Origin of the sequence: Paracoccus sp. SSJ (assembly GCF_030234105.1) — a bacterium.
Taxonomy (GTDB): Bacteria; Pseudomonadota; Alphaproteobacteria; order Rhodobacterales; family Rhodobacteraceae; genus Paracoccus; species Paracoccus denitrificans.
In genome coordinates this window covers 15,811-29,185 of sequence record NZ_JASSPE010000001.1, presented here as the reverse complement: position 1 = coordinate 29,185, position 13,375 = coordinate 15,811, and the positions used below count along the sequence as shown (strand labels likewise).

The 13,375-nt window shown below is 67.2% G+C and carries 13 protein-coding genes and 1 pseudogene; 3 read left to right on the top strand and 11 right to left on the bottom strand.

The genetic code is table 11. The features are described 5' to 3' along the window. Nucleotides 1–98 precede the first annotated feature (98 nt). The 3 genes from QPR87_RS00135 to QPR87_RS00125 all read right to left on the bottom strand — a co-directional run bounded on the left by QPR87_RS00135 (nt 99) and on the right by QPR87_RS00125 (nt 2,045). Nucleotides 99–497: a hypothetical protein gene (locus QPR87_RS00135; RefSeq protein WP_285047556.1), complete on the bottom strand. Its 399-nt coding sequence runs from the start codon at nt 495–497 to the stop codon at nt 99–101. 43 nt (nt 498–540) lie between these two features. Continuing rightward, nucleotides 541–1,098 (bottom strand): hypothetical protein, encoded by a 558-nt coding sequence (locus QPR87_RS00130; RefSeq protein ID WP_285047554.1) that lies wholly within the window; start codon nt 1,096–1,098, stop codon nt 541–543. 212 nt (nt 1,099–1,310) lie between these two features. Further along, nucleotides 1,311–2,045: a peptidoglycan-binding domain-containing protein gene (locus QPR87_RS00125; RefSeq protein ID WP_285047552.1), complete on the bottom strand. Its 735-nt coding sequence runs from the start codon at nt 2,043–2,045 to the stop codon at nt 1,311–1,313. Between the two features lie 126 nt (nt 2,046–2,171). Between QPR87_RS00125 and QPR87_RS00120 the strand changes: the two genes are divergently transcribed. The 3 genes from QPR87_RS00120 to QPR87_RS00110 all read left to right on the top strand — a co-directional run bounded on the left by QPR87_RS00120 (nt 2,172) and on the right by QPR87_RS00110 (nt 5,777). Beyond that, complete coding sequence (locus QPR87_RS00120) at nt 2,172–2,363, top strand: hypothetical protein (protein WP_285047550.1); 192 nt, start codon at nt 2,172–2,174, stop codon at nt 2,361–2,363. Nucleotides 2,364–2,467: 104 nt separating this feature from the next. After that, nucleotides 2,468–4,516, top strand: a complete 2,049-nt coding sequence (locus tag QPR87_RS00115) for a catalase (RefSeq protein ID WP_285047549.1) — start codon at nt 2,468–2,470, stop codon at nt 4,514–4,516. 31 nt (nt 4,517–4,547) lie between these two features. Further along, the gene (locus QPR87_RS00110; protein WP_285047548.1) at nt 4,548–5,777 is read left to right on the top strand and encodes an NAD(P)/FAD-dependent oxidoreductase; all 1,230 of its coding nucleotides are present in this window, start codon (nt 4,548–4,550) and stop codon (nt 5,775–5,777) included. Nucleotides 5,778–5,797: 20 nt separating this feature from the next. On the opposite strand, the gene QPR87_RS00105 is transcribed toward QPR87_RS00110, so the two are convergent. From QPR87_RS00105 to QPR87_RS00070, 8 genes and pseudogenes are all read right to left on the bottom strand, one after another. Further along, nucleotides 5,798–7,273: a phospholipase D-like domain-containing protein gene (locus tag QPR87_RS00105; protein WP_231000992.1), complete on the bottom strand. Its 1,476-nt coding sequence runs from the start codon at nt 7,271–7,273 to the stop codon at nt 5,798–5,800. Between the two features lie 279 nt (nt 7,274–7,552). After that, complete coding sequence (locus QPR87_RS00100; RefSeq protein ID WP_011750830.1) at nt 7,553–8,035, bottom strand: pyridoxamine 5'-phosphate oxidase family protein; 483 nt, start codon at nt 8,033–8,035, stop codon at nt 7,553–7,555. Nucleotides 8,036–8,107: 72 nt separating this feature from the next. Next, nucleotides 8,108–9,547, bottom strand: a complete 1,440-nt coding sequence (locus tag QPR87_RS00095; RefSeq protein ID WP_285047545.1) for a UdgX family uracil-DNA binding protein — start codon at nt 9,545–9,547, stop codon at nt 8,108–8,110. Further along, nucleotides 9,544–10,776: a putative DNA modification/repair radical SAM protein gene (locus QPR87_RS00090; RefSeq protein ID WP_285047544.1), complete on the bottom strand. Its 1,233-nt coding sequence runs from the start codon at nt 10,774–10,776 to the stop codon at nt 9,544–9,546. The genes QPR87_RS00095 and QPR87_RS00090 overlap by 4 nt, the downstream gene beginning before the upstream one ends. Before the next feature lie 133 nt (nt 10,777–10,909). Then, entirely contained in the window at nt 10,910–11,044 is a 135-nt protein-coding gene (locus tag QPR87_RS00085; protein ID WP_285047542.1) for an aldehyde dehydrogenase family protein, read from the bottom strand. After that, nucleotides 11,041–11,380 (bottom strand): annotated as a pseudogene (locus QPR87_RS23580) (aldehyde dehydrogenase family protein). The gene QPR87_RS00085 and the pseudogene QPR87_RS23580 overlap by 4 nt, the downstream one beginning before the upstream one ends. 63 nt (nt 11,381–11,443) lie before the next feature. Then, on the bottom strand, nt 11,444–12,199 hold the full coding sequence (locus tag QPR87_RS00075) for an IclR family transcriptional regulator (RefSeq protein WP_285047539.1): 756 nt from the start codon (nt 12,197–12,199) through the stop codon (nt 11,444–11,446). Between the two features lie 97 nt (nt 12,200–12,296). After that, nucleotides 12,297–13,373, bottom strand: a complete 1,077-nt coding sequence (locus QPR87_RS00070) for an extracellular solute-binding protein (RefSeq protein WP_285047538.1) — start codon at nt 13,371–13,373, stop codon at nt 12,297–12,299. Nucleotides 13,374–13,375 lie beyond the last annotated feature (2 nt).

Below are 13,375 nucleotides of genomic sequence, written 5' to 3'. Positions count from 1 at the left end.
GCGTGCGGCGTCTGCCGGTGCCATGTCTTCGGCGTTTGGGGGTTCTGGTCATATGACCTGGGACGGCTGATCGGGGAACGCGCTTGCGGTGTCCGGGCTCACCTCGCCGCACCATAGCGCGCGATGCATTGCGGCACCCCCTGCGAGGACAGCGCGGCAAGGCGCTTTTGCAGGGCATCGCGCTTGCGCATTTCGGCGGCGGGGTCGATGGCCACCCGCTGGCGCGCCGTATCGGGACCGCCGTAGCAACTGGAATAGCCCAGGCCCAACCGGCCGTAGCCGCCGCGGAAGCCGCCCGCGCAGAGGCGGAAGCCGGTGTTGTTCACCGTGCTCTCCCAGGCATATCCGCGCGCGATATTCGCCTCGACCTCTTGCAGAAGCCGCGAGACGTTCCTTTGTTCGGCCGCGACGCGCGCCTCGCATTGCTCGGCCGGCGTGCTGCAGGACGCCAGCCCGAACAGGGCGACGCATGTGATGGCGAGGGTGACGCGATTCATCGGCATATCCCCTTCTTGCCCCTTCAGCTTACCCACATTCGCCTCAGCTGCGCCAGCCCTCGGCCTCATAGCGCCGGCGCAGGTCCGGCAGCGCAGAGGGGGCGGTCGCGGCCAGAGTATCCTCGACCACGGTCCGGTGCTCCTCGGGAAAGCGGACGCTGAGCGCGACGCCGCCGCGCCGGAAGGTTTCGGCATAAAGCGGCACGTCATCCGCGGGGATGCCCAGATCGACGAAGGCGCCGATCGTGCCGCCGGCAAGCGCACCCCCGGCAGCGCCGGTCAGGGCCGAGGCCAGCCAGCCGGCGGCCATCATCGGGCCGAAGCCGGGAACGGCGACAAGGCCAAGTCCCGCAAGCAGCCCCGCACCGCCGCCGACCGCCGCACCAAGTGTTGCACCGGCTGTCGTGGCCGGCGCGGGATCGGGCACCTGAATGCGCCTGCCGGTCGCCGGGTCGCACTCGACGCGCATGTCGCGATAGTCCCGCAACCTTTCGCCGCCCATGACGGAGGGCTCCACGCCGGGCAGGGCCAGCGCCTCGATCCGCTCCACCGCGGCGGCGGCGTCATTGCAGGTTTCGTAAAGTCTGGTGATCACGGGCATGGTTTCCTCCATCCGGACAAACTGCCCGGCCCAGGCGCGCTCCCGCTTTCGGTCGGAAACATGAACCCGCAAAAGGCGGAATTGTTCCCGCATCGCTGCGACACAACCCGCCTGCCGGCGGCGCAAGGATAGCGCCAGCCGCGACGCCGTGAGCTTGCCGGCACGATTTCCAGCGCCAGAACGGTTATCGGGCGCTCATCGAGACGTGCCGTTCAGCGGGCGATCAGCCGTTCCGCCTGTGCTCCGGTCAGGTAGCCGGTGACGGATTCGTCGTTGGCCCGTTGCCACGCCGCGATGGCGTTGCGGGTGCCTTGCCCGAACACCCCGTCCACACCGCGGGTGTCGAAGCCGCGCCGCGTCAATCCCGCCTGCACCGCGCTGCGCTGCTGGCGGCTGAGGTTCAGCGCCGCCTCGACCTGCGCCGGACCTCTGGCGGAATCCGCGCTGTCGGAGCGGCTGCCGCTGGTCGTTCCCCGCAGGATCTCGTTCGCCTGGGCCGCGTTCAGCGCGCCGGTCTGCGAATAATTGCGGTCCCGCTGCCACAGCGCGATGGCGCGGCGGGTTCCCGGTCCAAAATTCCCGTCGACGCCGTTGGTCTCATATCCCAGCGCATTCAGGCGGCGCTGGATCTCAAGGCGCTGCTGGGCCGTCAGCGAAGCCGTATCCGCGCCGCTCGGGGTCTCGGGACGGGACGTCGCCCCACCCAGCCGTTCCACACGATCACGCGCCTGTGCGGCATACATCCCGTTCGGGAACTGCCGCAAATAGGACTGATAGGCCGAAAGCGTGTTGGTGTTTTGCGCCTGCGAGAAGGCGGCACGGTCCTGTTCCTGTTGCAGATACTCGCGGGCGATCCCGCCCACGATGTCCCGGACGTTGTCCTGCGCCTGCACCGGCGCGGCGACAAGAGCGGCCGCAAAGGCTCCGGCAAGTATTGTTCTGACCATCGGATGGTCCCCCTTTTCTCATACTCCAGATGGGAACGCTTGAATATATAGCGTGGTCGGGGGGCCGCCGGTTCCCGACGAAGTTCCACCGCTGGCCGCAGCGGTGATGCGATGGATGGTCTCGCCATGACGGGCCGAAGCGGGTCGGGCTCTGCCGAGGTCCTGGGGGTCGTGGCTTCTGCCCGGACGATCCCGGCCTTGGCGAAGGCCCGCGGCGGCCGGCCTGCGACCTTCGGCCCCAAGCTGTCGGTCGCGGCGGCGGCCCGCCTGAAACCGCTCTGCGCAGCCTCGGCGCCATCGCGCCTTGCCGGCGCATGACGATGCCCTGCGGGGAACCGTTGCCCTTGCCCGACGTTGCACCATCTCCGGCGGCGCTGGTCGGTGTGCCAGTGCCCACCCACCTTCACGGCAGGCAAGGAACGATGGCACCGATCCCCGACAAGACCGAACAAGGCAATGCCGGCGAAACGCAGCAGCGCGGCGGCGAGACCCTGACCACCAATCACGGCATCCCGTTTTCGGACAACCAGAACAGCCTGCGCGCGGGCCATCGCGGCCCGACGCTGCTGGAAGATTTCCTTCTGCGCGAAAAGATCTTTCATTTCGACCATGAGCGCATCCCCGAGCGCATCGTGCATGCCCGCGGCTCGGCCGCGCATGGCTATTTCGAATGCACCGACCCGATCCCCGAGCTGACGCGCGCCAGCCTGTTTGCCAAGAAGGGCAAGCGGACCCCCGCCTTCGTGCGTTTTTCCACCGTCGCGGGCGGGGCGGGCTCGGTCGATACGCCCCGCGATGTGCGCGGTTTCGCGGTCAAGCTCTATACCGACGAAGGGAACTGGGATCTGGTCGGCAACAACATCCCGGTCTTCTTCATCCAGGACGCGATCAAGTTTCCCGACCTCGTGCATTCGGTCAAGATGGAGGCCGACCGGGGCTATCCGCAGGCTGCCTCGGCCCATGACACGTTCTGGGATTTCGTCTCGCTGATGCCCGAAAGCCTGCATACGGTGATCTGGGCCATGTCCGACCGCGCCATCCCGCGCAGCTATCGCATGATGCAGGGCTTCGGCGTCCATACCTTCAAGCTGGTGAACGCCGGGGGAGAGACGCATTTCGTCAAGTTCCACTGGCGGCCGCGGCTGGGCATGCAGTCGCTGGTCTGGGACGAAAGCGCCAAGATGCAGGGCGCCGACAACGACTATCACCGTCGCGACCTCTACGAGGCGATTGCGGCCGGCGACCATCCCGAATGGGATCTGGGCTTGCAGATCTTCGACCAGGAACTGGCCGACAGCCTGCCCTGGGACGTGCTGGACGCGACCAAGATCATCCCCGAGGAGATCGTGCCGCTGCGCATGGTCGGCCGCCTGGTGCTGGACCGCAATCCCGACAATTTCTTTGCCGAGACCGAGCAGGTCGCCTTCCTGCCCTCAAACATCGTGCCGGGGATCGATTTTTCCGACGACCCGCTGTTGCAGGGACGGCTGTTTTCCTATCTCGACACGCAGAAATCGCGGCTGGGCACGACGAATTTCCACCAGATCCCGGTGAATGCGCCGAAATGCCCCTTTGCCAACATGATGCGCGACGGGATGATGCAGACCCAGGTGCCGAAGGGCCGCGCCAATTACGAGCCGAACAGCCTGGACCAGGCGGGCGAAGATCCCGGCCCCCGTGCCAGCGCCGAAGGTTTCGCCACCGCGCCGCAGCAGGTTTCCGGCGACAAGCTGCGGATCCGGGCCGAAAGCTTCGGCGATCACTACAGCCAGCCGCGCCTGTTCTGGCGCTCGCAGACCGAAAACGAGCAGGCGCATATCGCCTCGGCCTTCGTGTTCGAGCTGTCCAAGGTGGGGCTGGACCATGTGCGCAGCCGCGTGGTCAGCCATCTGCGCAATATCGACGAGGATCTGGCCAGGCGGGTGGCGGCGGGGCTTGCGCTCGACCTGCCCAAGGCGGCGAAGCCGTTTCGCAAGCCGGTCGATATCGAGCCTTCCGACGCGCTGTCGATCCAGAAGAACTGGCAGCAGACGCTGAAGGGGCGCAAGGTCGGCATCCTGTTCGCCGAAGGCACGGACAAGGCGGAACTCGACGGGCTGGTCGCGGCGGTCGAAAAGGCCGGCGGCACACCCTTCACCATCGCCCCGAAGGTCGGCGGCATCCCGCTGTCGGGCGGCGAGGCCAGGGCCGACGGCCAGCTCGCCGGCTCGCCCTCGGTGCTGTTCGACGCGGTGGCGCTGGTCCTGACCGAACAGGCGGCGCGGAAGATGGCGCGGGACGGCGCGGCGGTCGGCTTCGTCATGGACGCCTTCGCCCATCTCAAGGCCATCGGCCATACGCCGGGCGCGCAGCCGCTGCTGGACCGCGCGGGGATCGAGCCGGACGAGGGCGTCACCGACCTTGCCGCCCTGCCCAAGACCGCCTCCCGCCGCTACTGGGACCGCGAGCCCAAGGTCCGCGACCTGGCCTGACCTGCGAGCCTTCAGCGACGGAGCCCCGACCATGCCCGACCTCGACGCCGACACCCGCAAGGACGACCTGCACACCGGGACGCCCTTCTGGGTCAGGACGCCGAACTCGACGGTAAAGCCCCTGCCCCGCCTGACCGGCGACCGCTTCGACGTGATCGTGGTGGGCGCGGGCATCTCGGGGGCGCTGGTGGCCGAGGCGCTGACGCAAGCGGGGAAATCCGTCCTGATCCTGGACCGCCGCCCGCCGGTGCGTGGCTCGACCCCCGCCTCGACGGCCATGATCCAGCACGAGATCGACGTGCCCCTAACCCGGTTGCGCCGCAGGATCGGCAAGGACCATGCCGACCGCGCCTGGCTGCGCTCGGCCAGGGCGGTGGCGGATCTGGTCGCACTGGCCGGAAAGCTGGGGCTCGATTGCCGAATGCGCCCGAAACCCGCGATCTATCTGGCCGGAGACGAGATGGGCGCAAGGGCGCTGTCGAACGAGGCTAAGGCGCGGCAGGAAATCGGCATCGGCGCCGAATATCTGGCACGCGGCGAGTTGATCGGCCGCTTCGGCATGGACCGTCCGGCGGCGATCCTGTCCGATGCCTCGGCCTCGGCCAATCCCGCGCAACTGACGGCCGGGCTGCTTGGTGCGACGCTGGCGCGCAAGGCGCAGATCGTCTCGCCGGTCGAGATCACCGACATGGCCGAACTGCCCTCGGGCGTGGCGCTGGCCACGCGCAAGGGCGAGGTGCTGGTGGCGGAGCACGCAGTCTTCTGCACCGGCTACGAATACCTGCCGCAGATGAGGACGAAGTCGCATCACGTCACCTCGACCTGGGCGCTGGCATCAAGGCCGGTGGCCGGCCTGCCCGGCTGGATGCAAGAGACGATCGTCTGGGAGGCGGCGGACCCCTATCTCTATTTCCGCACCGACGGGTCGGGCCGGGTCATCGCCGGGGGCGAGGACGAGGACGCGGCGAACACCAATGCCGACCCGGCCAAGCTGGCGACCAAGGCAAAGGTCATCGCCGGCAAGCTGCACGCCCTGACCGGCATCCGTATCGGCCGGCCCGCCTATGCCTGGTCCGCGCCTTTCGGCGTCACCGACGACGGCCTGCCGATCATCGACCGCGTGCCGGGACATGAGCGCATCTTCGCGGTGATGGGCTTCGGCGGCAACGGCATCACCTTCTCGATGATCGCCGCGCAGATCGCCGCCGCCGCCATCGCCGGCAAGCCCGATCCCGACGCGGACATCTTTCGCTATCGCTGAAGCGCGGCAGAGGCCGCTGGTTATTGCCGGGCCGGGCGTCGGAACCCGCCCCGCAGCCGCTCCCACCCCTTGAACAGCCCGCGCCTGGTCGTGGACTCGAATATCTCATCCGGGCCGTTGGGATCGAGGATCTCGTTCTCGGCCAGCCACTCCTCGAAATCGGAAAGCTCTGGGATCCGATAAGGCACCAGCCCGCGGCCCGGACCGCGCAGCGCCTCGACGGTAGCGATCAGCGAGCCGGTTTCCTTCAGCGTCGCCGCCACATCCGCCGCCGTCACGCCCAGATGCTCTGCCAGAAGGTCGTCGCGCAGGGCGGCGATCTTTTCGGCCAGATGTTCGTTGCCCGGCTCGTCCGCCGACAGGATCACGTCGCATTCCGTGTCGAGCCGCATCGAGCGGTTGTTGAAATTCGACGACCCCACCCGCAGCACCCGGTCGTCCACAACCATCACCTTCGCATGGACATAGATCTCGGCCCCGCCCTGCGTCACCGGGTGATAGATGCGCAGGCGCCCGTGGCGGTCGATGCGCCGCAGCGCCTCGACCAGCTTCGCCCGCGCCGTGTCCATCGCCAGGGGCTCCAGCCAGCCGTTCGCACTATGGGGGTTGATCAGGACGATCTCGGGCGGGTCGTCCCCGGCCAGCCGCTTCGCGATGGCATGGGCGATCTTGCGCGAGGCGAAATACTGACTTTCGGCATAGATCATCCGCCGCGCTCCCGCGATCAGGTCGATATAGGCCGCCTCGATCTCATGCACGGCGGCAACGCCGTCCATCCTGGGAATGCTGCGGGCGATGGCCAGACGCATATCGGCAAAGCTCGGTGTCAGCGTCTCGGGCCAGCAGTCGTGGCATTCGTCGCAGGACGGCAACGTCTCACCCGTCGCGGCATTCCAGCGATCACGGGCAAGATCGCCGATGGCGCGGGCGGCCGCCCCGTCGAAAGCGCTGGTCGTGTCGTGCCACGGGTCGTGCGGCCGGCCCCCCGGGCTGACACGGCGCGGGTCGTCGTCAAGGTGCTCGCGCGTATCCCAGCGCTCCATGGTGATGTCGATGCCACCGCAGAAAGCGATGCAATCGTCGATCACCACGATCTTCTGGTGATGCGAGCCGGCAGGCGGATGCGCCCCGTCAAGGCGCAGAGTGATACGCGGATGCGCCTTCCAGCGCAGGATGGTCCAAAGCGTATTTCCGCGCAGCATCGCCTTGAGGGCACCGGTATCCCAACGCAGCAGCCGAAGCTCAAGCGAGGGTGTGCGGTCGGCCAGCCACAGGATGAAGTCGCCTAGCCTTTCCGGTCCGTCGTCCCCGCCGGGGCCAAACCCGATGCGCGCGTCGAAATCCCAGCCGACCAGCATGATCGAATGCCGCGCCTTCAGCATGGCCTGCCGGACGGCCACGAAATAATCGGCGGCATCCACGATGAAGGCGAAGCGATCTGCGGGTTCGACGCGCCAGCAATTGCGACCGGGCTGAAGCAAGCGGTCTTCTGTCATGTGGCCTCACTCCAGCACGAGCTTGTTTGGGAACGCGGAAATGGCCTGCGGGTTCCTCGGCGGCAAACCACGAGGGACGGAATGGATGAACGATGCATCGGCGGGGTAACAGCTCTCATCAGGGCTCCGGCGGGCTTCTTGCCATTGATCATACAACACATGCCGGCAAGCTGGCCATCGGGTCGCGGACCGGTCATCCGCCCCGTTTCCGTCGCCGGCGACCGATCACGACACGGCGCTGTCGCACATGATCCATGGGGCAAGCCGCCGGGGCGAGGTTCAGAAGGAGAGGGTGAAATGCTCGCCCATATCCGGCTTGTTGCCGGTGACCTTGGACTTCGCGATCTGGTAGATGAAGGACAGGCTGCCCCCCGTCGCCCAGACCTCGGCCTCGGCAAGATCGAAACGCAGAAGCTGGATATCCTCGTCCTGCTGGCCGTCCTCGAACCAGCTCGCGGCCACGGCATTCCACAGTTCGTCAAGCTTGGCGCGGTCGTCCGACAGGGCCAGCGTGCCGTGGATGCGGGCGAAAAGCCCCTTCCCCTCGTCGCCGACCACATGCACGGCATCCTTGCCGCCAGCGGCAAGCGAGCGCGCCAGGTCCGTCCCCTTGGCGGTGATGAACCACAGCCTGCCCGTCTCGGCTTCGGCATAATGCGACATGGGCACAAGCCGGGCGTCCTCGGTCAAGCCCAGCATGCCGGAGTTTATGCCGCCGAGCCGGCTCCAGAATTTCTCGACGTGATCGTCATGATCGGTCATGCTCGCCTCCTGTTGCTGCCGGTCAACGAGGGACATGGGGAAATGTTCCTGAAGGCATGTCGGGCGGGCGGATCATCGCTGCCTTCCTTCTTCGGCCAGGGACACCAGCCTGGCCAGATCCTCGGCCAGTTGCAGGCGGGCATGGTTCCGCCGGTCGGGTTCGGGAAGGCGCAGGATATGGGCGGGATGCCAGGATATCAGGACCGGACCGCCATGCAGCCCCGTCTCGACCGTGCCGCGGCGCCCATGCATCGGGCGGTCGTCATCGGTCAGGGCAAAGGCCGCCGAGGCACCCAGCGCCAGCGTGACGCGCGGCCGGACGAAGGCCAGTTCCAGCCCCAGCCACCACCGGCAATGCCGGATCTCGTCGCGGGCGGGGTTCCGGTGCAGGCGGCGCTTGCCGCGCAGAGCGAACTTGAAATGCTTGACCGCGTTGGTCAGCCAGATCTGCGCACCGTCCAGCCCGGCATCCGCGATCATCCCGCGCAGCAATTGCCCGGCAGGACCGGCAAAGGGCCGGCCCGTCAGGTCCTCGTGATCGCCCGGCTGTTCGCCGACGACCATCACCGCCGCATCCGCGGCCCCCTCGCCCCAGACCGTTTGCGTCGCCGCCTCGCAGAGCTTGCAGCGGCGGCATTGCAGCGCCGCCTGCCGGGCCTGGTCCAGCGTCGCGGGAGGTTCGACGGCTTGCGGCATCGCATTGCGATAGCGGGTCGAGACGGGCCCGGCCCCCGGCCGCGGGATCGAGGCCCCCGCCGCGCGCATGCGTTCCACGCGCGCCTCGGCATCGGCCAGCATCGCCGGGATCAGCCGCGTCTCGGGCAGGTTCTTCCAGTATTTCTTGGGCATTTCCGACCGCATCGCGTCCAGCTTGATCCGGGCCGGGTTGAAGATATTGGCGAAATAGGTGGCCCATAGCGCCTGGGACGCATCATCGGGCAAGTCGGGCTTCGCCCCGCCGGGGGCGAAACTCAGCCGGCCCGCCCGAAAGCGCGCCGTCAGGCGCGGCGTCGCGATCAGCCAGTCCATGTCGGCAAAGCGCCCGGCAAAGAACGCGCTGCCCGGTTCCAGCGTGTTGTGTTCCGGCTCGAACCAAGCGGCAAAGCTGCGGCGCGGCCCCTCGGCAGGCAATTCGCGGAAACGGACGAAGGCATGCATCTTGTGGATGTCGCGGCCCACGGCCTTTGCCATGAGTTGCAACCGGCGGCCCAGGACATCGGCGGGCGACAGCGGATCGCCGTCGCTCCGGTCCAGCCGCCACAGCGCCTGGTAAAGCAGCGCGAAGCGTTCGGGCGATTTGTGCCAGACGACCGAACGCGCAAGCGAAAGGAACTGCTTCGAGACGCGGATTTCGTGAGGACCGGAGGCATCGGGCAAGGGCGCGGCCTTGAACAGCCCGCCGTCGGTCCAGTCGATCCGCTCCGGCGCGATGCGATGGCTGATGGCGCAACGCGCGGCATCGCGCCATGCCTCGAACACGGCCTGGTCGGGCAGCGCGACGGCATAGTTCATATCAACGCAAGCTGCACGGGCGCAGGGGCATAGCGCGCGCGCAGGCCGGCGCTGTCCGTCAGCCCGCGCGGTGTCCAGCCCGGTGCGCAGATGAAGGGCCGCGCCTTCCTTACCAGCACGCCCATGCGGGCCAGATCCTCGACCCGCAGGCTGTGGTGGCGGCGCGCGGCCAGGATGCGATCCACGCTGCGCGTGCCCAAGCCCGGCACCCGCAACAGCATTTCGCGGCTGGCGTGGTTCACGTCCAGCGGAAACAGCCCCCGGTTCTTCAGCGCCCAGGCCAGCTTGGGGTCCAGCTCCAGGTCCAGATGGCCGCCCGTCGCGCCCTGCCCGATTTCCTCGGCCGTGAAGCCGTAAAAGCGCAGCAGCCAGTCCGCCTGATAAAGCCGATGTTCGCGCAGCAAGGGCGGCTTGACCAGCGGCAGCGCCGAGGATGCGTCGGGAATGGGACTGAAGGCCGAATAATAGACCCGCCGCAGCCGGTAGCCGGAATAAAGCCGCGTCGCGCTGTTCAGGATGGTCAGGTCGTCGGCCCCGTCCGCACCGACGATCATCTGCGTGCTTTGCCCCGCCGGCGCAAAGCGGGGCGGCTTGCGCCCGGTGAAGGTCTTTTCCTTCGCCGCTTCGCCCTCCAGCCGCACCTGCGCCATGGCGCCGCGGATCGTCTCGGGCCGCTTTTCGGGCGCAAACCGGCGCAGGCTGGCATCCTGGGGCAGCTCGACATTGATCGACAGGCGGTCGGCCCACAGCCCTGCCTCGCGGACCAGTTCGGGTGCGGCGTCGGGAATCGTCTTGAGGTGGATGTAGCCCTTGAAAAGGTGGTCCTCGCGCAGGCTGCGGGCGATCCGCACCATGTCGGACATGGTCTGGTCAGGCGAGCGGATGATCCCCGAGGACAGGAACAGCCCCTCGATATAGTTGCGCCGATAGAATTCCAGCACCAGCGACACGACCTCTTCGACCGAAAAGCGCGCGCGTTCGACATTCGACGACACGCGGTTGATGCAATATGCGCAATCGAAGATGCAGAAATTCGTCATCAGGATCTTCAGCAGCGAGATGCAGCGCCCATCCGGCGTATAGGCATGGCAGATGCCGCTGCCCCCGGACGAGCCCAGCCCACCCCTGCGCGCGTCCCGCCGCTCACCCCCGCTGGAGGCGCAGGACGCGTCGTATTTCGCCGCGTCCGAAAGGATGGCCAGCTTGTCCTGAAGTGATCGTCCCGCCATGGCGAAGGCATCGCATGTTCATGATATGTTCGTCAACTGGCCACGTGAATGGACATTCAGATTCGACGGTGCCTGCCATGGCATCGGCCGGGAAACCCGTTCGGGCTGAAATCACCCGAGCGGATGATTGTCCTCATGCGGTAGCCATGTCAGCAGGGTTGACGATGATCGAGCAGCCGGCGGCCAGCGTCCCCGACAGCTTGTGCACGACCTGGCTGATCGGAAAGTTCCAGGGCGTGAAGGCCGCGACCGGGAGCTTGATCGTCATCTGCGTGACACCCGGCATGCGCGCGGGATGATCTGGCCATAGGCGCGGCGACCTTCTTTGCCGAACCAGTCGATGACATCGGCAGCGGCCATGGCCTCGCCCTTGGCCTCGGCCAGCGGCTTGCCCTGTTCGCGGACCATGATGGCGGCGATGGCATCGGCGCATGATGCGATAGCGGTCGAAGGCACCGCTCACGCTCCAGACCCGGAAGCCGCGCGCGGCGGCGGCCAGCGCCGCGTCCAGATCCGTGCGTTCGGCACGGACCAGCCGGCCAATTACAGCGCCGCTGGCGGGATCGGTTACCGCGATGCTGCGGCCTCGGCACCCGGCCGCCATTGGCCATGAATGAACAGAAGCGTGTCGGGATAGGCGGCGGCCATGCCATTCCCCTTTGCTGCTTCAATCGCGCGGGGCATAGCCCAGGGCCAGGGAAATGGCGCGGGCGGCCTCCATCACAAGCGGCGCGATCTCGCGCAGTTGCTTGCGCTTGATGCGCGAATCCGGGCCGGACATGCCGATGGCGCCGGCAAGCTCGCCCGAGCGGTTCAGGATCGCGCAGGCGCAGGCGGCGATGCCCTCGCGCCATTCACCCTCGGGGACAAGGGCATGACCCTGCTCGCGCGCGATGCGGATATCCTCGCGCAGTTCGGCAAGCGTGGTGCGGGTGGTGTCGGTATAGCGCTGCATCCGGCCCTCGAAGCGATCGAGATAGCTGTCGGGCATCTGCGCCAGCATCGCCTTGCCGGTGGCGACGGTATAGGCGGGGGCGCGGGCGCCGACGCTGGTATGGGCGCGGATGTGATGGGCGCTTTCGATCTTGTCGAGATAGACCACCTCGCTGCCGTCCAGAACCGACAGATGCACCGTCTCTCCGGTCTGCTCGGCCAGCCGGGCCATGGCGGGGCGGGCGATGCGGGTCAGGTCCATGCGGCGGATGACACAGCTGCCCAGTTCCCATATCCGCGTGGTCAGCTCGTAATGGCTTTGCGGCGGCACCTGCCGGACATAGCCCTGCGCGATCAGCGTCGCGAGCAGGCGGTGGACATTGCTTTTCGTCAGCCCCAGCGCATTGGCCAGGTCGGTCACGCCGCGCGGCTGATCGCTGAGCGCAAGCGCCTCGATCAGCCGCAACCCCTTGATGAATGCCTTGTCCATGTCCGGCTTGGTCTTCCCTTGCTGGCGCGGGCCGGCGCGGCCCGCCCTTTTGTCATATATGCCCCAGGCCGCACCGAACAGGCCAGCCCAGGCATCATCACTGCGCCAGAAGCGCGTTCAGCTGTTCCTGGCCGTATTCCTCGTTCGTGGTGGTGCCGTGGCCCGAGGCGGCGCCCCAGTAATCCGGGCTCCATTCGATGGCCTTGGCCAGGTTCTCGGGGTTGTTGGCCCAATACTTGCTGATCTCGGGATCGGCCTGCTCATAGACCAGGGGCGAGGGCAGCGCGACCGGATAGGCAGAGGTCAATTCCGCCGCCCGCCTGGCATCCAGCCGCCAGGACAGCAGCTTCAGCGCGTTGTCGTAATGCGGCGCGCCCTTGGGGATCGAGAAGAAGTCGTAATAGACGAAGCCCTGGTTCCATTCGACTTCCAGCGGCGCGCCTTCCAGCGCCAGGACCGAGGACGAGCCGGTATAGGCCATGCACATGTCCGCCTCGCCATCCAGCAGCAGTTGCGGCGCCTGGGCCGAGGTGGTCCACCATTTCGAGACATGCGGCTTGATCTCGGCGATCTTCTTCAGCGCGCGGTCCATGTCGATGGGATAGATCTGGTCCTTGGGAACGCCGTCGGCCATCAGCGCGGCCTCCATGACAAAGCGCGGCCAGGCGGGCATGCAGCGCTTGCCGGGGAATTTCTCGGTATCCCAGAAGTCGGCCCAGCTTTTCGGCTGCGCCTCGGCATAGGTGTCGGTGTTATAGACCATGGCCACGCCGATCACCTGCAAGGCCACGCCCTTGGGCCGCTTGAGGTTGTCGGGCATGGTCGCCAGCGTCTCCTGCGCCTCGGGCGACAGCTTGGCATAGTCGATCTCCGCCAGGCAGCAATCGCCCAGCAGCCTGGTTTCCTGGTCGAAGATGAAGGTCAGGTCCCATTCGGTCTTGCCCGCCTCGACCTGCGCCTTGATGCGGGGGCCGGAACGCGCCTCTTGCACGGTCACCACGTCGATGCCGGTTTCCTTCTCGAACGGGTCATACATGACCTCGCGCAACGCGTCGCCATAGGCGCCGCCGGGATCCTGCATCACCACCTCGCCTTGGGCCAGCGCAGGGCCGGCCAACAGCGCGCCCAGGACCAGCGCCGAGACCGCGCCGGTCAGTCTGTTCAGTCGCAGCATTC

Bases quoted from the DNA above. Each gene is read 5' to 3' on its own strand.
- QPR87_RS00115 (WP_285047549.1), top strand. From the start codon at position 2,468: ATGGCACCGATCCCCGACAAGACCGAACAAGGCAATGCCGGCGAAACG.
- QPR87_RS00105 (WP_231000992.1), bottom strand. From the start codon at position 7,273: ATGACAGAAGACCGCTTGCTTCAGCCCGGTCGCAATTGCTGGCGCGTC.
- QPR87_RS00070 (WP_285047538.1), bottom strand. From the start codon at position 13,373: ATGCTGCGACTGAACAGACTGACCGGCGCGGTCTCGGCGCTGGTCCTG.
- QPR87_RS00110 (WP_285047548.1), top strand. From the start codon at position 4,548: ATGCCCGACCTCGACGCCGACACCCGCAAGGACGACCTGCACACCGGG.
- QPR87_RS00130 (WP_285047554.1), bottom strand. From the start codon at position 1,098: ATGCCCGTGATCACCAGACTTTACGAAACCTGCAATGACGCCGCCGCC.
- QPR87_RS00120 (WP_285047550.1), top strand. From the start codon at position 2,172: ATGACGGGCCGAAGCGGGTCGGGCTCTGCCGAGGTCCTGGGGGTCGTG.
- QPR87_RS00125 (WP_285047552.1), bottom strand. From the start codon at position 2,045: ATGGTCAGAACAATACTTGCCGGAGCCTTTGCGGCCGCTCTTGTCGCC.
- QPR87_RS00135 (WP_285047556.1), bottom strand. From the start codon at position 497: ATGAATCGCGTCACCCTCGCCATCACATGCGTCGCCCTGTTCGGGCTG.
- QPR87_RS00085 (WP_285047542.1), bottom strand. From the start codon at position 11,044: ATGACGATCAAGCTCCCGGTCGCGGCCTTCACGCCCTGGAACTTTCCG.
- QPR87_RS00100 (WP_011750830.1), bottom strand. From the start codon at position 8,035: ATGACCGATCATGACGATCACGTCGAGAAATTCTGGAGCCGGCTCGGC.
- QPR87_RS00095 (WP_285047545.1), bottom strand. From the start codon at position 9,547: ATGAACTATGCCGTCGCGCTGCCCGACCAGGCCGTGTTCGAGGCATGG.
- QPR87_RS00075 (WP_285047539.1), bottom strand. From the start codon at position 12,199: ATGGACAAGGCATTCATCAAGGGGTTGCGGCTGATCGAGGCGCTTGCG.
- QPR87_RS00090 (WP_285047544.1), bottom strand. From the start codon at position 10,776: ATGGCGGGACGATCACTTCAGGACAAGCTGGCCATCCTTTCGGACGCG.